The sequence below is a fragment of the Velazquezella soli genome (assembly GCF_977018685.1).
The window spans coordinates 453,646-472,227 of sequence record NZ_CDRNXF010000004.1 but is presented as its reverse complement, the minus strand read 5'-3'; the positions used below and the strand labels follow the sequence as shown (position 1 = coordinate 472,227).

The 18,582-nt window shown below is 61.0% G+C and carries 15 protein-coding genes; 6 read left to right on the top strand and 9 right to left on the bottom strand.

Annotation, left to right across the window (positions count from 1 at the left end; all coding sequences use genetic code 11):
* Positions 1-8: 8 nt before the first annotated feature.
* The 4 genes from purH to htpX form a co-directional block, all read right to left on the bottom strand.
* Positions 9-1,625 (bottom strand): bifunctional phosphoribosylaminoimidazolecarboxamide formyltransferase/IMP cyclohydrolase, encoded by a 1,617-nt coding sequence (gene purH, locus AC0JZ8_RS05910; protein WP_471892030.1) that lies wholly within the window; start codon positions 1,623-1,625, stop codon positions 9-11.
* Between the two features lie 97 nt (positions 1,626-1,722).
* Positions 1,723-3,396 carry a heparinase II/III family protein gene (locus AC0JZ8_RS05905; RefSeq protein WP_471893331.1) on the bottom strand — a complete coding sequence of 558 codons (1,674 nt, stop codon included), beginning with the start codon at positions 3,394-3,396 and terminating at the stop codon, positions 1,723-1,725.
* Between the two features lie 101 nt (positions 3,397-3,497).
* Positions 3,498-4,913, bottom strand: coding sequence for an RsmB/NOP family class I SAM-dependent RNA methyltransferase (locus AC0JZ8_RS05900; protein ID WP_471892029.1), 1,416 nt, complete (start codon positions 4,911-4,913; stop codon positions 3,498-3,500).
* Entirely contained in the window at positions 4,904-5,893 is a 990-nt protein-coding gene (htpX, locus tag AC0JZ8_RS05895; RefSeq protein ID WP_113110011.1) for a zinc metalloprotease HtpX, read from the bottom strand. The genes AC0JZ8_RS05900 and htpX overlap by 10 nt, the downstream gene beginning before the upstream one ends.
* Positions 5,894-6,003: 110 nt before the next feature.
* On the opposite strand from htpX, the gene AC0JZ8_RS05890 reads away from it, so the two are divergent.
* Positions 6,004-6,222, top strand: a complete 219-nt coding sequence (locus tag AC0JZ8_RS05890) for a DUF1674 domain-containing protein (protein ID WP_471892028.1) — start codon at positions 6,004-6,006, stop codon at positions 6,220-6,222.
* Between the two features lie 63 nt (positions 6,223-6,285).
* Positions 6,286-6,729, top strand: a complete 444-nt coding sequence (locus tag AC0JZ8_RS05885; protein WP_174197305.1) for a thermonuclease family protein — start codon at positions 6,286-6,288, stop codon at positions 6,727-6,729.
* 96 nt (positions 6,730-6,825) lie between these two features.
* Here the strand turns inward: AC0JZ8_RS05885 and acs are convergent, their stop codons facing one another.
* Positions 6,826-8,778: an acetate--CoA ligase gene (gene acs / locus AC0JZ8_RS05880; RefSeq protein WP_471892027.1), complete on the bottom strand. Its 1,953-nt coding sequence runs from the start codon at positions 8,776-8,778 to the stop codon at positions 6,826-6,828.
* 183 nt (positions 8,779-8,961) lie between these two features.
* On the opposite strand from acs, the gene AC0JZ8_RS05875 reads away from it, so the two are divergent.
* Positions 8,962-9,684 carry a DUF1013 domain-containing protein gene (locus tag AC0JZ8_RS05875; protein ID WP_062462856.1) on the top strand — a complete coding sequence of 241 codons (723 nt, stop codon included), beginning with the start codon at positions 8,962-8,964 and terminating at the stop codon, positions 9,682-9,684.
* A gap of 80 nt (positions 9,685-9,764) precedes the next feature.
* On the opposite strand, the gene AC0JZ8_RS05870 is transcribed toward AC0JZ8_RS05875, so the two are convergent.
* Entirely contained in the window at positions 9,765-11,702 is a 1,938-nt protein-coding gene (locus tag AC0JZ8_RS05870) for a propionyl-CoA synthetase (protein ID WP_471892026.1), read from the bottom strand.
* 88 nt (positions 11,703-11,790) lie between these two features.
* Complete coding sequence (locus AC0JZ8_RS05865; protein WP_062462862.1) at positions 11,791-12,450, bottom strand: YggS family pyridoxal phosphate-dependent enzyme; 660 nt, start codon at positions 12,448-12,450, stop codon at positions 11,791-11,793.
* Positions 12,451-12,629: 179 nt separating this feature from the next.
* Between AC0JZ8_RS05865 and leuS the strand changes: the two genes are divergently transcribed.
* From leuS to holA, 3 genes are read left to right on the top strand one after another with little or no spacing between them, the layout of a single operon-like run.
* Positions 12,630-15,266: a leucine--tRNA ligase gene (gene leuS / locus AC0JZ8_RS05860; RefSeq protein ID WP_471892025.1), complete on the top strand. Its 2,637-nt coding sequence runs from the start codon at positions 12,630-12,632 to the stop codon at positions 15,264-15,266.
* Positions 15,259-15,819, top strand: a complete 561-nt coding sequence (locus AC0JZ8_RS05855) for a hypothetical protein (protein ID WP_371816224.1) — start codon at positions 15,259-15,261, stop codon at positions 15,817-15,819. Before leuS ends, AC0JZ8_RS05855 begins: the two co-directional genes overlap by 8 nt.
* Complete coding sequence (holA, locus tag AC0JZ8_RS05850; RefSeq protein WP_113167256.1) at positions 15,807-16,844, top strand: DNA polymerase III subunit delta; 1,038 nt, start codon at positions 15,807-15,809, stop codon at positions 16,842-16,844. Before AC0JZ8_RS05855 ends, holA begins: the two co-directional genes overlap by 13 nt.
* Before the next feature lie 18 nt (positions 16,845-16,862).
* Here the strand turns inward: holA and AC0JZ8_RS05845 are convergent, their stop codons facing one another.
* Positions 16,863-17,744 (bottom strand): ParB/RepB/Spo0J family partition protein, encoded by an 882-nt coding sequence (locus AC0JZ8_RS05845; RefSeq protein ID WP_174197310.1) that lies wholly within the window; start codon positions 17,742-17,744, stop codon positions 16,863-16,865.
* Between the two features lie 37 nt (positions 17,745-17,781).
* Complete coding sequence (locus tag AC0JZ8_RS05840; protein ID WP_062577083.1) at positions 17,782-18,573, bottom strand: ParA family protein; 792 nt, start codon at positions 18,571-18,573, stop codon at positions 17,782-17,784.
* Between the last annotated feature and the right edge of the window lie 9 nt (positions 18,574-18,582).

Sequence of the window (18,582 nt, the reverse complement as noted above, 5' to 3'; positions counted from 1 at the left end):
GGCTCGGATTAGTGCCGGAAGTGCCGCATGCCGGTAAACACCATCGCCACACCATGCTCATCGGCGGCCGCAATCACTTCCGCATCGCGCATCGACCCGCCGGGCTGGATGACAGCGGTTGCGCCGGCAGCAATCGCCGAAAGCAGACCATCGGCAAACGGGAAGAAGGCTTCCGAAGCGACCGCTGACCCCTTGGTCATCGGCTCGGCCCAGCCCATCGCCTTCGCCGCATCTTCGGCCTTGAGGCCGGCAATACGGGCGGAATCGATGCGGCTCATCTGGCCAGCGCCGATGCCTGCCGTCTGGCCGTCCTTCGCATAGACGATGGCGTTGGACTTGACGTGCTTTGCCACCTTGTAGGCAAACTTCATGTCTTCAAGCTCGGTCGGCGTCGGTGCGCGCTTGGTCACGACCTTCAGATCGACATCCTCGATGACACCGCTGTCGCGGCTTTGCACCAGAAGGCCGCCGGCGACGGTCTTTGCCGTAATGCCGCGCGAACGGGGATCAGGCAGGCCACCGGTCACCAGAAGACGAAGGTTCTTCTTGGAAGCGATGATCGCCTTCGCCTCGTCGGACACCTCAGGTGCGATGATCACTTCGGTAAACAGCTTGACGATCTCTTCCGCTGTCTCGGCGTCGAGCAGCTGGTTGAGCGCGATGATGCCGCCGAAGGCAGACGTGCTGTCGCAGGCCAGCGCCCGCAGATAGGCGTCCTTCAGCGTCGAGCCGGTGGCGACGCCGCAGGGGTTGGCATGCTTGATGATGGCACAAGCCGGTCCCTGATTGGCCGCAAATTCGCCGATCAACTCGAAGGCGCCATCGGTATCGTTGATGTTATTGTAGGACAGTTGCTTGCCCTGCAGCAGCACCGCCGTGGCAACGCCGGGGCGGTTCTCGCCGGTCACGTAGAAGCCGGCGCTCTGGTGCGGGTTCTCGCCGTAGCGCATGGCTTCCTTCAGCACGCCGCCGATCGTCCGATAGCTCGGCGTCTCGATTTCGAGCGCTTCGGCGAACCAGTTGGAGATCGCCGTGTCATAGGCTGCGGTGCGGGCATAGGCCTTGGCGGCAAGCTTCTGGCGAAACGCATAGTCCGTCTCGCCGCCGTTTGCCTGCAGTGCTTCTATCAAGGCAGGGTAGTCGGAGGGATCGGTGACGATCGTGACATAGGCATGGTTCTTGGCGGACGCACGGATCATCGCCGGGCCGCCGATATCGATATTCTCGACCGTCGTCGGATAGTCGCCGCCTGCTGCGCGCACTTCCTCGAACGGATAGAGATTGATGACCGAAAGATCGATGCTCTCGATGCCGTGTTTCTGCATCGCCGCGACATGCTCCTCGTCGTCGCGGATGGCGAGAAGGCCGCCATGCACCGTCGGATGCAGCGTCTTGACGCGACCGTCCATGATCTCAGGAAAGCCCGTGACTTCTGAGACGTCGGTGACGGCAAGACCCGCGGCGGCGATCGCCTTGTGCGTGCCACCGGTGGACAAGAGCTTCACACCCTGCTCGGTCAGCGCTTTGGCGAGCTCGATGATGCCGGCCTTGTCGGACACGGAAAGAAGCGCTGTGCGGATCTTGACGCGGTCGGGCGCTGGGATTTTCTTGGATGCGACGGCCATCGGTCTCTCCTGAAAGAGGGTGCCACGAAAGGGCTAAAAGGGATTGGCCGCCGGTTAGCACAGCTACCCCTTCAGGGAAACCCTATTCCAAGAATGGCTAGTCGGCGCGCCGCAGCATCCAGCGGATTTCGGTGACCTCGGGCAGGGTGAATTCGATCGCCAGCTGCTGGCTCGGGCGAGGGCCGGAAACATCCGCAAAGAAGATGTCCTCGTCGATCATGACCTCGAGACCCGGCGCCGAAAAAAGCCATTTCTCGCCGTCACTCGCCTGCATCACGACGCTTTCGGGGTCGCGCCGCACCAGCCGGATGGCCGGATGGATGTGGAAGCGAACCACGGCCACCAGTCTTTCGTCGCCCGGCGCCTCGCCATCAGGCACGAACAGCCGGTCATGGCCCTTGATCTTGTTGCCGGTCGTGTTGAGGCCGATCTCGCGGTGGTAGAGATAGCCGAACTCCTTGAGATACCCGTCATGGGTCGCCCGCAGCCAGTCGTTGCCATGCGCATCGTCGCGTCGGTCGATCGTGACATCTGAGACGCCGGGAAGCAGGATGGGGCCAGCAAGCTTCGACTTGGCGATCCGGCTCGATGACGTCTCCGATAGGGTGAGCGTCGAATGCGCCGCCGTCGAGCGCGCCATCTTGCGGTGGCCGCGCCCGGAAAATTTCGGTGAGCCTGAGTTGACGATGAACCTGTTGCGGCCCGACGAGAGCTCGAAGGCAAGGCAACCGGCATGCGCCGTACGCGAGAATTCCGGCTCCGACCAGCCGGTATCGACGATCAGCGTCGTGTCCTCGGCCGTCAGCCGGTGATAGTTCATATGCGGCAGCGCCTTGAACGGCTTGCCACCGCTTTCGTCATACCGCAGGACCGACATCAGTTCGCTTGCCGGTGTAGCCGTCGCACCGTTGAACAGCGCCAGATCACCATCCTGGTGCCGGAAGAAGCGCAGCGCCGGATAGATCCGGTCGATCGTCGGGATCAGCTTTTGCGGCAGATCGTGGCCGAGATTGATATAGGTCTGCCGCAGCGGCAGAAGGTCGAGCAGCGCATCGAGCATCGAGCGCGGATTGCGCGAGAGATGGCCGCCATCGGCCAGGATCTGGAATTCCAGTTCACGGTCGAGCCGCGCACCTTCGCGGCGGATGAAGGCCGCGCGTGTAGGCATGGAAACCGATGCCATGGCGAGTGCGATACGAATGCGAAGCCGGGTCTCGTCGGCGGGAATGCAGCCGGCGATCTTGCGCAGGTAGCGAACCTGAAACGCCAGGCTCTTCATGAAGCGACGATAGAAGCCGGCCTCCGCGCCCTGCAAGAGGACGGTCGAGTGGGACAGCCACGCGACCACCCGCTCGGCCACCACGCTCGGTTCCCAGCCGATGCCCCTCTGGCGACGGCCATGCAGCGTGATCCAGTCCGCCACCACGTCACGGGCGTGGTCGCAGGCTTCTTCCGTCTTGTTGGCGCGAACATGCCGCAACCAGGCAAACGAATGCAGCCGCTCGGCTAACGCCTTGGACGGAAGCTCGACCTGGAACGGCGAATGACCGAAGGTTTCGAGAACGCGGCCGGCCAGCGGATAGCGTCCTTCGAGAATTTCCTCGGCAATGAAGGGATCGATCGATCGCAGGTCGGTTGGCGCAACGATCAGCCTGTCCGGCACCGGCAGCGGTGTCAGAGCAAGGCGCATGCCGGCGGACCGGCGACACATGCGTCGCCAGATCTCCCGCATGCCGAAGGCAAGAATCCTTCGGCGATCGGCAAGCCGCATCGTCACTTGAGATATTCTCCGCAGGGCCGGGTGCTCTCCCCGAGCGCCCGGAATCGATTATGGATCAACCGAAACTATGTAAGGTTATAGTGAATAAAGACTTACCTGACGCGAAGCACGCTCGCGAAGAAGCCATCCATGCCACCGGCAAAGGTCTCATCGCCCGGCAGCATGGCGGGCGTGGTGCGGAATTCACCGAGATCTGAAACCGCAGATTCCAGACCCGGCCAATCGCTCGGGCTGACCGGCTGGCGTTCCAGTGTCGGCGTATCCGCCAGAACCTTGGCCACCAGCTTTTCGCCCTCCAGCGGATCGAGCGAGCAGTTCGAAAACACGATGAGCCCGCCCGGTTTTACCAGCGTCACCGCATGCCGCAGCATGCGTTCCTGCAGCACGGCAAGCTTGCCGATATCCTCGGGTCCCTTGGTCCAGAGCACATCGGGATGGCGGCGGGTGGTGCCGGTGGACGAGCAGGGTGCATCGAGCAGCACGCCATCGAGCAACTCGTCCGGCTTGAATTCGAACAGATCGCCGCTCGAAAGCTCCGCTTCGAGACCGAGCCGTGCCAGGTTTTCCTTCAGCCGCGCCAGCCGGTTGGCGGATTGCTCGACGGCAATCACGTGCGCGCCGGCCACAACCAGCTGCGCCGTCTTGCCGCCGGGCGCCGCACAGAGATCCGCGATACGCTTGCCCGTGAGGTCACCGAACAACTGTGCCGGAATGGATGCGGCAACGTCCTGCACCCACCATTCACCGTCCTCGAAACCCTCGAGACCGGTCACGGATCCCTGGAAAGCCTGCAGGCGGATGCTGCCTGTTGGCAACAGCTTGCCGCCGAGCTTTTCGGCCCAGCCCTTGGCATCGCTCTTTACTGTCAGATCGATGGCGGCCGGCGTCAGCTGCGCTTCGGCAATCTTGTCGGCCTCGGTCTCGCCGTAGGCGGCAACCAGACGCTTGCGGAACCAATCCGGTACCGGCGACACCGAAGCGGTGGCCGCGAGGATCTCTTCCTTTTCGCGCACCATGCGGCGCAGAACGGCATTCACCAGCTTGGCAAAGCGACGGTTGCGCGGATCGCGATTGGCCTGCTCGACGGCCAAGTCGACCGCCGCATGCGAGGGGACGTCGAGATGGAGGATCTGCGCGGCCGCAACCACCAGAACATGATGCAGGGATTTTGCCCCGTGCGGCAGCGGCGTATCGATCATGGACGAAATCGCCGCTTCGAGCCGGGTCAGATGGCGAAGGGCGGTGGTCAGGATGGCGCGCGTCAGGGCCCGGTCAGCATCGCCCAATGCCTTGTAGGCCGGGTTGCCGTGGGACAGGTCGAGCATGCCATCGAGCGAAATCTTCTTGTCGATGGCCGCCGACAAAAGCTTGGCCGCTGTCACGCGGACTTCGAGCCCCGGCTTTGCCGGTCCGGCGTCTGGGCGAGAGCCTGGCGCATGGGATGTCGGGTTTTCCCGCGCGCCAGTTGATCTGGAAGGCTTATTGTTTTTCTTGTCGTTCAAGACCATGGACCCTTGGGCGGTTCGTTCGAACTGCGGCCCCACCGGCTGTCGGAGCCGGAATTCGGAACGGAGCGCGCGCTTCGCTGCGGTCTAGCAGCCGAAGACTGCCCCGTCGAGCCACCGCCGCCGATGTCCCCCCGGAACTCACCGGCCATCTGCTGAAGTGCTGCGATCCGGTTGTCCGTATTCGGATGGGTCGAGAACAGGTTATCCATCCGCTCGCCCGAAAGCGGGTTGATGATGAACATATGCGCCGTCGCCGGGTTGCGCTCTGCTTCGTAATTCGGAACCTGACGCGCTGTGCCGGCTATCTTGGAGAGTGCGGAAGCCAGCGCCAGCGGCTTGCCGCAGATCTCGGCGCCGCGACGGTCGGCCGAATATTCGCGTGTCCGGCTGATCGCCATCTGCACCAGCATCGCCGCAAACGGCGCAACAACCATGGCGACGATCACACCGATAAAACCGAACGGATTGCTGTTGTTTCCGCGATTGCCGCCGAACAGAAACGCAAAATTGCCCAGCATGGAAATCGCGCCGGCGAGCGTCGCTGTGATCGTCATGATCAGCGTGTCGCGGTTTTGCACATGCGCGAGCTCATGCGCCATGACGCCGGCGACTTCGTCATGCGTCAGGCTTTGCAACAGACCCGTCGAGGCGGCCACGGCAGCATTTTCCGGATTCCGGCCGGTCGCAAACGCATTCGGCTGCGGGTTATCGTAGATATAGACCTTCGGCATCGGCAGGCCCGCGTTGGCCGCGAGAGACTGCACCATCAGGTAAAACTCCGGCGCCGAACGGGCATCGACCTCCTGCGCATGATAGGCAGACAGCACCATCTTGTCGGAGTTCCAGTAGGAAAACAGGTTCATGCCGGCGGCAATCACCAGCGCGATCATCATCCCGCCCTTGCCGCCGATCAGGAAACCGATGCCCATGAACAAGGCCGTCATGAAGGCCAGAAGCATGGCGGTGCGCATCACATTCATCGTCATATCTCCCGTTGCCAATTCGACCGTCTAGGCTTTTCGAAATCCTGAGAACGCCCTATAATGTGGTGAATTCGCTCAGACTTTCAATAAACCATCCGGTGAATGAAATGCAGACGCCCGACAACGACAATAGCGAAACTCAGATTGAGACCGCAGCCCCGAGCAAACCGCTCTCGCCGGCCGCCCAGCGCGCGCTGAAGGAAGCCGAGGAGCGCCGGCAGGCAGCCTCGCAGACGGCCACGCCGGAAGAATTCGGCGGCCGCGGCGGCGCCGATCCCGCCCGCTTCGGCGACTGGGAAATCAACGGCCGCGCCATCGATTTCTGAGCGGTAAAGCGGTAAGCAAATATTCCTATTGACTTCGCTCAATGATCGGAATTTATTCCTTTCATGGTCAGATATCTCGTGCTCATTGCTGTTCTCCTCGGAGCCCCTGCGGCTGAGGCGACAGCGCGCGAAGAAATCTCGGGACCTGTTGCTGCCAAGATCCTACGCGTCATCGATGGCGATACGATCCTGGTCGAGGCACGGCCTTGGCCGCAGCAGAGGGTGGAAGTCTATGTCCGCATCCGCGGCATCGATGCACCTGAGCTCAAGTCGAAGTGCGGATCTGTCCGTCAAGCCGGTGGCAATGCACGCCAGGCCCTGGAGGCACTGACGCAGGCGTCCGCCACGATCCAGCTCGTCAACATTACCGGAGACAAATATTTCGGCCGCATCGTCGCCGACGTCGTGCTGCCGGATGGCCGCAGCGCCGGCTCGGACCTGCTTCTGGCAGGACTGGTTCAACCCTATGACGGCGGCCGCAAAATGGCGCAGGTCTGTGGTGACTGAGCCTGTATTGGCCGCTTGGACTAATACGCAGAAATTCGTTTGATGGCGGAGAAATGCGTGGGATGCCATCGCTGACACCCCACGCAAGTTGTCGGATCACTCCGCCCTGTTCTGCCGGTTGGCGATCAAATCGTCCACAACGCCTGGATCCGCGAGTGTCGACGTATCCCCAAGCGCGCCAAAGTCGTCCTCGGCAATCTTGCGCAGAATACGCCGCATGATCTTGCCGGATCGGGTCTTGGGCAGGCCGGGCGAGAACTGGATCTTGTCCGGTGCCGCGATCGGGCCGATCTCCTGGCGCACATGCTTGACCAGTTGCTGGCGAAGCTCTTCCGTGCCCTCGTTGCCGGCCATCAGCGTCACGTAGCAGTAGATGCCCTGGCCCTTGATGTTGTGCGGATAGCCGACCACGGCCGCCTCCGACACGAGATTGTGCGACACCAGCGCCGATTCCACTTCCGCCGTGCCGAGACGATGGCCGGAGACGTTGAGCACGTCGTCGACGCGGCCCGTGATCCAGTAATAGCCGTCCTCGTCACGCCGGCAGCCGTCGCCGGTAAAGTACTTGCCCTTGTAGGTGGTGAAGTAGGCCTCGACGAAGCGGTCGTGATCGCCGTAGAGCGTGCGCATCTGGCCCGGCCAGCTGTCGATGATGCAGAGATTGCCGTCGGCAGCCCCTTCGAGAACATTGCCTTCATTGTCCACCAGCTGCGGCTGCACGCCGAAGAAGGGTTTCGTCGCCGAACCCGGCTTGAGCGCTGTGGCACCCGGCAGCGGCGTGATCATGTGGCCGCCGGTTTCCGTCTGCCACCAGGTATCGACGATCGGGCAGCGCTTGTTGCCGACCACTTCGTGATACCAGTTCCAGGCCTCCGGATTGATCGGCTCGCCGACCGTTCCGAGTAACCGCAGGCTGGCCCGCGACGACCGCGTCACGAACTCGTCGCCGGCGCCCATCAGCGAACGGATCGCTGTCGGCGCCGTGTAAAAGATGTTGACCTTGTGCTTGTCGACGATTTCCCAGAACCGGCCCTGATCGGGGAAGTTCGGCACGCCTTCGAACATCAGCGTTGTCGCGCAGTTCGCCAGCGGCCCGTAGACGAGATACGAATGCCCGGTCACCCAGCCCACATCGGCCGTGCACCAGTAGATATCCCCGTCATGGTAATCGAACGTGTATTCATGCGTCATCGCCGCATAGACCAGATAGCCGCCGGTCGTGTGCAGAACGCCCTTCGGCTTTCCGGTGGAACCGGACGTGTAGAGGATGAACAGCGGGTCTTCCGCCTTCATCTTCACCGGTTCGCAATGCTCCTTCACGGTGGCGATTTCCTGGTGATACCAAAGGTCACGGCCGGGCGCCCAGTTCGTCTTGCCGCCGGTGCGACGCACCACTAGAACCTTGTTGACCGTGACATACTGCTTGGCCGCGATGCGGATAGCGGTATCGGTATTTTCCTTGAGCGGCACCGGTTTGCCGCCGCGCACGCCCTCGTCACAGGTGATCACGAATGTCGACTGGCAGTCGATGATGCGGCCGGCCAGCGCTTCCGGCGAAAATCCGCCGAACACGACGGAATGCACCGCACCGATACGGGCGCAGGCCAGCATCGCATAGGCTGCCTCCGGGATCATCGGCATGTAGATCGTGACACGGTCGCCCTTCTTGACGCCGTGCTTCTTCAGCACGTTCGCCATGCGGCAGACCTGATCGTAGAGCTGGTTGTAGGTGATCTTCTTGTCGATATACGGGTTGTCACCTTCCCAGATGATCGCAGTTCGCTCGCCATGCGTCTTCAGGTGCCGATCGATGCAATTATAGGAAACGTTGGTCTGGCCATCCTCGAACCATTTGATCGAGACCTTTCCCTTGAACGACGTGTTTTTCACCTTGGCGAAAGGCTTGAACCAGTCGATCCGCTTGCCATGCTTGCCCCAGAACTTGTCCGGGTTTTCAATGCTTTCCTCATACCACTTGTCATACTTGTCCTTGTCGATGAGCGCCTTTGCCTTGGTGGCTTTTTCGACCGGATAGATTTTTTCGGACATGTGCTCCTCCCTGCTTTGACCCATATCTAACACTTGGAACATGGGCCGCAATTAGACAAAGGGTAAGGTGCTGGACGATTTGCAATTCCGACGCAAATCGAATATAGGGCAATAAATTCCCGGAAATTGTGGTTGATACCCACGCCCGCGACACCGGCGCGGACGGACAGAGGAACTATATCTATGGCTCAAACACTGCTCATGCCGAAAGCGACAGCCGTCTGGCTCGTCGACAACACCGCGCTTTCGTTCGACCAGATCGCCCAGTTCTGCAAACTTCACCCGCTTGAGGTGAAGGCGATTGCAGACGGCGAAGCAGCGCAGGGTATCAAGGGCCTCGACCCGATCGCCACCGGCCAGCTGTCGCGGGACGAGATCGAGCGCGCTGAAAAAGACATCAACTACAAGCTCAAGCTTTCCGAGCCGAAGGTTCGCGTTCCCGAATCCAAGCGCCGCGGCCCGCGTTACACGCCGGTCTCCAAACGCCAGGATCGCCCCAACGCCATTCTCTGGCTGGTGCGCAATCACGCAGAACTGAAGGACGCGCAGATTTCGCGCCTCGTCGGCACCACCAAGTCGACCATCGAACAGATCCGCGAGCGCACCCACTGGAACGCCGCAAACCTGGCGCCGATGGACCCGGTCACGCTCGGCCTTTGCAGCCAGATCGATCTCGACCTTGAAGTCGAGAAGGCCTCGAAGGGTCGCCCGCTGCCCACCGCTGCCGAACTCGGTGCATCCCTGCAGCCGGCTGCAGAAGCCGAAAACATCGGCTTCGGCGGTTTCCGCAGCGAACGCGAAGAAGAGAAGGAAAAGGAAATCGATGCGAACGCCGTGTTCGCCAAGCTTTCCTCCCTCAAGTCGACCCGCAAGGACGACGACGAAGAAGACGACGGCCGCTTCTAAGCCGCGATCTTCGAGATACGATTTTACGAAAGCCCTGGGCCACAGCCCGGGGCTTTTTATTTGGGCGCTCAGTCGCCAGCCTAGGTGTCGCCTGTGCGCGATACAGCCCACATGCCCCCTCCATAGCCTTTCGCGGTGAGCGCGGCTGTCACCGCATCCAGTGCGCCCGGATCCTCGATCGTTGCCGGCATGGTCCAGGGCATCCCGTCCGCGATTTTCTGCATCGTGCCCCGCAGGATTTTGCCCGAGCGTGTTTTGGGCAGTTTCGGCACAATCATGACCGTCTTGAACGCCGCAACCGGGCCGATCTCCGAGCGCACCATTTCTGCGACTTCCGACGAGATCTTATCCGTTTCCCGTGAAACATTGTGCTTTAGGACAAGGAAGCCGCAGGGGATCTGCCCCTTCACCGTATCGCTGATGCCGATCACGGCGCATTCCGCCACATCAGGATGTTTCGCACAGACCTCTTCCATCGAGCCGGTCGAAAGGCGATGCCCGGCGCAGTTGATGATGTCATCCGTGCGCGCCATCACGAAGACGTAGCCGTCCTCGTCGATCACGCCTGCATCTGCGGTCGTATAGTACCCAGGGAAGGTGCTGAGACAGGTCTCGCGGAAACGCTCATCTGCGCTCCAGAAGGTCGGCAGGCATCCGGGCGGCAGCGGCAGCCGGATGGCGAGGTTACCGAGCGTCCCCGCCGGCACCGGCAGTCCGGAATCATCAAGAACATCGATGGCGTAGCCGGGCATCGGTCGTGTGGGAGATCCGTGCTTGAACGGCATCAGCCCCAGGCCCAGCGGATTGGCGGCGATCGGCCAGCCGGTCTCCGTCTGCCACCAGTGGTCGATCACCGGCACTTTCAGTTTCTGCTCCGCCCATTTCAGCGTTTCCGGATCCGCCCTTTCGCCCGCCAGAAAAAGAGCACGCAGACCCTTGAGATCGTAATGCGCCATGAGTTCGCCGTCCGGGTCTTCGCGGCGGATAGCGCGGAACGCCGTTGGCGCCGTAAAGAACACCTTGACGTCATGGTCGGCGATGACGCGCCAGAAGGTCCCTGCATCCGGCGTTCCCACCGGCTTTCCCTCGAAGATGACGCTGGTATTGCCGGCAAGCAGCGGCGCGTAAACGATATAGGAGTGACCGACCACCCAGCCGATATCGGACGCGGTCCAGAACACCTCGCCCGGCTTGATCCCGAAAATATTCGGCATACTCCAGGCGAGCGCCACCATGTAACCGCCGTTGTCGCGCACCACGCCCTTTGGCTTTCCCGTCGTACCGGATGTGTAGAGAATGTAGAGCGGATCGGTTGATTTGACCGCCACGCATTCGATATCCCGCCCAAGCGCCTTGCCGACCAGATCGGCAAAGTCTAGCTCGCCCTTTTCCGGCCTGAGCTGGGCTTGCAATTCCGGCCTCTGCACGATGAGGCAGTGCTCCGGCTTCACGGTTGCGAGCTCGATTGCCTTGTCGAGCAGCGGCTTGTAGGCGACGACCCGACCGGGCTCCAGTCCGCAGCTCGCGGAGATAACGAGTTTCGCCTGTGAATCGTTGAGACGTGCTGCCAGTTCCTGTGCCGCGAAACCGCCGAACACCACGGAATGCACAGCACCGATCCGCGCGCAGGCGAGCATCGAGAAGATCGCTTCCGGCACCATCGGCATGTAGATGACGACCCGGTCGCCGTAACCGACGCCGAGATCGCGCATGACAGTTGCAATCGCCTTCACCTCCGCCAGAACCTCGGCATAGGTGAAGGACCGTTGCGCACCGGTCATCGCGCTGTCGTGGATAAAGGCGAGCCGATCGCCGTTGCCTGCCGCGACGTGGCGGTCGAGGCAATTGTAGCAGGTGTTGGTTTCACCCCCGACGAACCACCGACCATAGACACCGGCATTGGCATCAAAGACCGCGTCCGGTTCTTTGAACCAGTCGATCGCCTCTGACGCGGACTTCCAGAAGGCCTCTGGGTTGTTTTCCCAGCTGCTGTAAACGTCGAAATATTGGCTTTGCATCTGTACCTCCCAACACAACCGCATAGCCTGATCGGGCGAGTGTAGGGGAGGGACGATCGGGCGGGAAGCCCGACCAACGGGTTAGACTTCAGCGCGCGCCGAAGATTGCCGAACCGACTCGCACGCTGGTGGCGCCAAATTCCACCGCCGTCTCGAAATCGCCGGACATGCCCATGGAAAGCTTGTCCACGCCGCATTCTTTGGCAAGCTTGGCCAGAAGCGCGAAATGCGGTCCCGGATTTTCATCCGCCGGCGGAATGCACATCAGCCCTTCGACGGCGAGCCCCAGTTCGTTTCGGCAAAGCGCGACGAACGCCACCGTCTCTTTCGGCTCGATGCCTGCCTTTTGCGGTTCGAGTCCGGTATTCACCTGCACATAGAGCTTCGGCGACTTGCCCTGCTTAGCCATTTCGTCTGCCAGGGCTCGTGCAATCTTCTCGCGGTCCACCGTCTCGATCACGTCGAACAGAGCCACCGCATCGGCCGCCTTGTTGGATTGCAGCGGACCGATCAGATGCAGCGTGATGCCCGGCGTCTCCGCCTTGAGCTCCGGCCACTTGCCCTGACTCTCCTGCACCCGGTTTTCGCCGAACACACGCTGGCCCGACGCGATGACCGGCCTAATGTCACCGGCATCGAATGTCTTGGAGACAGCGACGAGCGAGACAGAGCCCGCGGAGCGATTGGCCGTCTCTTCCGCCTTGCCGATCCTTGTCCTGACTTCCTGGAGCCGTTCTTCGACGCTCATTGTCCGTCACCTTTCGCTATTCTTGTGATGCAAGCGATTAAAGCCCATATGAGGCTCTGCCAAGGGCATGTCCCATCAAAGTTTGGCACGTGTCAGGCCTCAAAAACTTGACGCTTGCGGCCATTCATGGTGAAGGTCTGCCCGACTCCTATATCCTGATTTCCCGGAATATCATCCAGATGGCGACTGAACGTTACAACCCGCGCGATGCCGAGCCCCGTTGGCAGCAGACCTGGAACGAGGCGAAGGTTTTCGAAACCGACAATGCCGATCCGCGGGAAAAGTATTACGTCCTCGAGATGTTCCCCTATCCGTCCGGCCGCATTCACATGGGTCACGTGCGCAATTATGCGATGGGTGACGTGGTTGCCCGCTACAAGCGCGCCCGCGGCTTCAACGTTCTGCATCCCATGGGCTGGGACGCGTTCGGCATGCCGGCCGAAAACGCCGCGCGTGACAACAAGACCCATCCCAAGGCCTGGACCTACCAGAACATCGAATCCATGAAGAAGCAGCTGAAGGCGATGGGCCTTTCGCTGGACTGGTCGCGCGAGTTCGCCACCTGCGACGTGGAATATTACCAGCAACAGCAGCACCTCTTCCTCGACATGATGGAAAAGGGCCTGGTCTATCGCAAGCAATCCAAGGTCAACTGGGATCCGGTCGACCAGACGGTTCTGGCCAACGAGCAGGTGATCGACGGTCGCGGCTGGCGTTCGGGCGCGCTGGTCGAGCAGCGCGAGCTCGTGCAGTGGTTCTTCAAGATCACCGATTTCAGCCAGGATCTGCTCGACGAGCTGGATAACCTGGACCAGTGGCCTGAAAAGGTCCGCCTGATGCAGAAGAACTGGATCGGCCGCTCGGAAGGCATGAGCCTGCGCTGGGAAATCGTGGCGGACACCGCACCCGCCGGCGTCGACAAGGACGTGACGGTCTATACGACCCGTCCCGACACGCTGTTCGGCGCATCGTTCCTGGCCATCGCTGCCGACCATCCGCTGGCGAAGGCCGCGGCTGCGAACAACCCTGAGATCGAATCCTTCGCCGAGGAATGCCGGCGGCAGGGCACGTCTCTCGCTGCGCTGGAAACGGCCGAGAAAAAGGGCATCGACACAGGCGTCCGCGTCAAGCATCCGCTCGATCCCTCGTGGGAACTGCCGGTCTATGTCGCGAACTTCGTCCTGATGGAATACGGCACAGGCGCCATCTTCGGCTGCCCGGCCGGCGACCAGCGCGACCTGGATTTCGCGCGCAAATACAATCTGCCGGTCGTTGCCGTCGTGATGCCTGAAGGTGGTGATGCCGCAACGTTCGAGATCGGCGACACCGCCTTTGTCGACGACGGCGTGATGATCAATTCCCGCTTCCTGGACGGCAAGAGCACCGACGAAGCGTTTCAGATCATTGCCGATAGGCTGTCCGAACAGACGCTCGGCAATGCACCGCAGGGCGAGCGCAAGGTGAACTTCCGCCTGCGCGATTGGGGCATTTCCCGCCAGCGCTACTGGGGTTGCCCGATCCCTGTCATCCATTGCGAAGTCTGCGGCGTCGTGCCGGTGCCGAAGAAGGACCTGCCGGTGCAGTTGCCCGACGACGTCACCTTCGACCTGCCGGGCAACCCGCTCGACCGCCACCCGACCTGGCGCCATGTCAGCTGCCCGAAATGCGGCCACGATGCCCGTCGCGAGACGGACACGATGGATACGTTTGTCGATTCCAGCTGGTATTTCACGCGCTTCACAGCCCCTTGGCTGAACGAGCCGACCAACCCGGCCGTTGCCGATCACTGGCTGCCGGTCGATCAGTATATCGGCGGCATCGAGCACGCCATCCTGCATCTGCTCTATTCGCGCTTCTTCACCCGCGCCATGCGCGAGACCGGCCACGTGGCGGTGAAGGAACCGTTCAAGGGCCTGTTCACGCAGGGCATGGTCGTGCACGAAACCTACCGTCTCGGCGAGTCCGGCCAAAACGGTGAATGGGTTGCTCCTGCCGATATCCGTATCGAGGAAGTCGACGGCAAGCGTACCGCGACGCTGCTGACAAGCGGCGCCGACGTCACCATCGGCTCGATCGAAAAAATGTCGAAGTCGAAAAAGAATGTCGTCGATCCCGATGACATCATCGCATCCTACGGCGCCGATACGGCCCGCTTCTTCGTTCTGTCCGACAGCCCGCCGGATCGCGACGTGATCTGGTCGGAAGCCGGTGTCGAAGGCGCCTACCGCTTCACCCAGCGCCTGTGGCGCCTGATTTCTGAAGCTGCCGAAAACCTCAAAACGGTCGATCCGACTCCGGCTAAGGATGGCGATGGACTGGCAATCTCGCAGCTTGCCCATAAGACGCTGCAGGCCGTGCAGGGCGATCTCGACAAGCTGTCCTTCAACAAGGCCGTGGCCCGGATCTACGAACTGGTCAACGCGCTTGCAGCGCCGCTGACCGATGTTGCAGCCGGCAATGGCGACGCCGCCTACCGTGCCGCTGTTCGCAACGCCTCGGAAATCCTGATCCAGATCGTCGCGCCAATGACGCCGCATCTGGCCGAGGAATGCTGGGCCGTGCTCGGCAATGGCGAGATGGTATCGAGAACCGCATGGCCACAGTTCGACCAGGCACTCGTCGTCGAAAACGACGTCACGATGCCGGTCCAGATCAACGGCAAGAAGCGCGCCGAATTGACAATCGCGCGCGACGCGGATCAAACTGCCGTCGAGGCTGCAGCCCTCGCACTCGACGTGGTAAAAGCCGCTCTCGGTGGCAAGCCACCGAAGAAGATCATCGTCGTCCCACAGAGGATCGTGAACATTGTTGCCTGATCGTTCATTCCGCCGCTTTGGCATCGCACTTGGCATCGCCGGCCTTGCCCTTCTGGCGGGATGCCAGGCACGGCCTCTCTATTCCGAACAGGAAGGCACCGGTCAGAAGCTCGCATCCGTGGAGTTTGCGGATCCGAAGACCCGTATCGAGCAGGTGATCCGCAACAATCTCGTCTTCCTCACCGGTCATGGTGCAGGCGAGACGGCGCATCCGCTCTACGAAGTGAAAATGACGGCCACGAGCTCCGCCTCGAGCATTCTCGACCTTACCAGCGACGATGACACCGTGTCTGTCAGCAACATCCCTGTTGCCGGCCGCGTTCAGGTGGATGTCACCTATACGCTGACCCGTATCAGCGACAGCAAGATCCTGAAATCGGCCAAGCGCGAAGTCGTCGCCTTGATCGATGTCCCGGGACAGAGCTTTGCAAAACTGCGGGCAATCCGCGACGCTGAAAACCGTGCTGCCCGCGAGACGGCCGAGTTCCTGCGTGGTGAGATCGCCATTGCCCTTGCCCGCGAGCCCCAGTCGCCTCCCGTATGGCAGAAATAAAATCCCACGAGTTCGACCGGTTTCTTGACAAGTCGGTCGGCCTCTACAAGATCTTCGTCATCTATGGACCCGATCGCGGGCTCGTTTCCGAGCGGGCTGCGCAGATCGCAGCCAAGACCGGTGTCGCGCAGGACGACCCATTCGCGATGCTCAAACTTGATGTGTCCGATCTGCAGGGAGATCCCGGCCGTCTTCTCGATGAGGTCAACTCACTTGGCCTTTTCGGCGGCGCCAAGCTGGTTTGGCTCCGTGGCGCAATGAACGAGAAGCCGCTGCTGGATGCCATGCAGGCGCTCGCCAAGGATGAGCCTCCCGCCAATATCTTAATCATCGAGGCTGGTGACCTGAAGAAGGGCAGCGGCCTTCGCAAGGTGGTGGAGCCGGTCCGCTCCATCGCCGTCATTCCCTGCTATGCGGACGATGCACGCGCGCTTGCTGGCCTGATCGATACGGAACTGTCGGCCGAAGGCCTCACCATCAGCGGCGCTGCCCGCCAGCGCCTGATGGAGCTTCTCGGCGGCGATCGAATCGCATCCCGCAATGAGGTGAAGAAGCTGGCGCTCTATTGTCGCGGTGCGGGGACTGTTACCGAAGATCACGTCGATGAAATCATCGGCGATGCGAGCAGCGTCTCCGCGGACGAGGCCGTCGACGCCATTCTCTCCGGAGACGTGGCGTCTCTTCAGCGCGCTTTCCAGAAGGTGCTTGTATCCAAGACGCCGATCTTCCTGATCCTGCAATCCTGCCTCAGACAGTTCCAGTTGCTGGATGTGATGCGGGCGGAAATGGACGACAAGAAGCTGCAGGCCGCACAGGTCATGATGACGCTCGGTCGGCATATCCATTTCAAGCGCAAGCCGATTATCGAAAAGGCGCTGCGATCCTGGACCGCGCCGGCACTTGCCCGGGAAACCGAGCGCCTGCAGGCGGCCGTCCTCCAGTCCCGGCAAAGACAAAGTCTCGAGCCCAGCATCGCCTTCCACAGCCTGATGGCAATCGCGATACAGTCGTCGCGATATCGCTGATGACGATCTGGGAAGGCGCTAACCGCGGCGCTCCAGCAACCGGCAAACCTCTTCAAGCTGCTCGAGATTGCGGTAGTTGATCCGAACCTGGCCGCTGCCCCCGCGGTGATTGATCTTCACATCCAATCCGAGAGCATCGGTCAACGTGCGCTCCAAGGCCAGCGTATCGGAATCTTTTTCGACCGACTTGGTTTCAAGCTGGGGCATCCCCTGGGACTTGATATCGTTTTGCGCAAGCCGCTCTGCATCGCGCACCGACATGCCTTTGGACACGATCGTGCGCGCGAGGGACGAGGGATCAGACGTGGTGATCAAGGCACGCGCGTGACCAGCCGAAAGGCTTCCGGCAGACAGCATGTCGCGAACCGGGTCCGGCAATTTCAGAAGGCGAAGGCTGTTTGCGACGTGACTGCGGCTCTTGCCGATGATTTCACCCAGATCGTTTTGGGTATAGCCATGTTCGGCAATCAACTGCTCGTAACCGAGCGCCTCTTCGAGCGGATTGAGGTCGGACCGCTGAACGTTTTCAACGATTGCGATTTCAAGTGCGGTCCGATCGTCTACGTCGCGGACGATGACTGGGATCTCAGTCAGTCCCGCCAGTTGCGCTGCACGCCACCGCCGCTCACCGGCAATGATCTCAAGGCGACCGTCGACTGTCCGAACAACGACCGGCTGGACAATGCCATGCTGCCTGATCGAGCTGGCGAGATCCTGCAGCTCCGCCTCATCGAAATGGCGCCTGGGGTTTTTCGGACTGCGCGAAACATGCTCGATCGGCACCATACGGTCTGGATTGACGTTTTTCGCAGGTGCATTGACCTGCACAGGCTGATCCATCTCACCGATAAGCGCAGCAAGCCCGCGGCCCAGCCGCCTTTTCGAGGGATCTTCGTTCATCCTGTCACCTGTTATTTCGTGTAATCAAAGAAGGGTTTCAAGCCGCCTTGCGCCGACGTTCCCGCTGGATCACCTCGGAGGCGAGCTGAAGGTAGGCCTGGCTCCCGGCGCATTTCAGATCGTAAAGAATAGCCGGCTTACCATATGAAGGCGCTTCGGATACCCGAACGTTGCGCGGAATCAGCGTGTGGTACACCTTATCACCGAGATATGTCCTGACGTCGCTGACGACCTGTTGGGCCAGATTGTTACGCGCATCGAACATCGTCAGAACGATGCCCTGGATATCAAGCAGCGGATTGACCGTCCGGCGAACCTGGTCAACCGTTTCGAGGAGCTGGCTCAAACCCTCGAGCGCAAAGAACTCGCACTGCAGAGGTACGAGCACCGAATGCGCTGCGGCCATCGCATTCATCGTCAGCAGATTGAAAGAGGGTGGGCAGTCGACGAGGATATAAGAGTATGCACGCGCTACATCAGTATCCAGCGCCCGCTTTAACCGGAAAGCGCGGTCCGTGGCCTGCGAAATCTCCATCTCGAAACCAAGAAGATCCATGGTGGAGGGAACGATGGACAGGTTCGGAACAGCAGTCGGAACGGCAGTTTCGCTAATATCGCTTTCGCCCATCAGCACGTCATAAGACGAATGAACGCGATCCTTGCGGTTAATACCGAGGCCAGTGCTGGCGTTTCCCTGCGGATCAAGGTCGATGATGAGGACATTTTCGCCGATTGCGGCGAGCGCCGTTGCCAGGTTGATTGCTGTCGTCGTCTTACCGACGCCGCCTTTTTGATTAGCGATGGTAATAATACGGTTCTTCTCGAACATATCGCACCT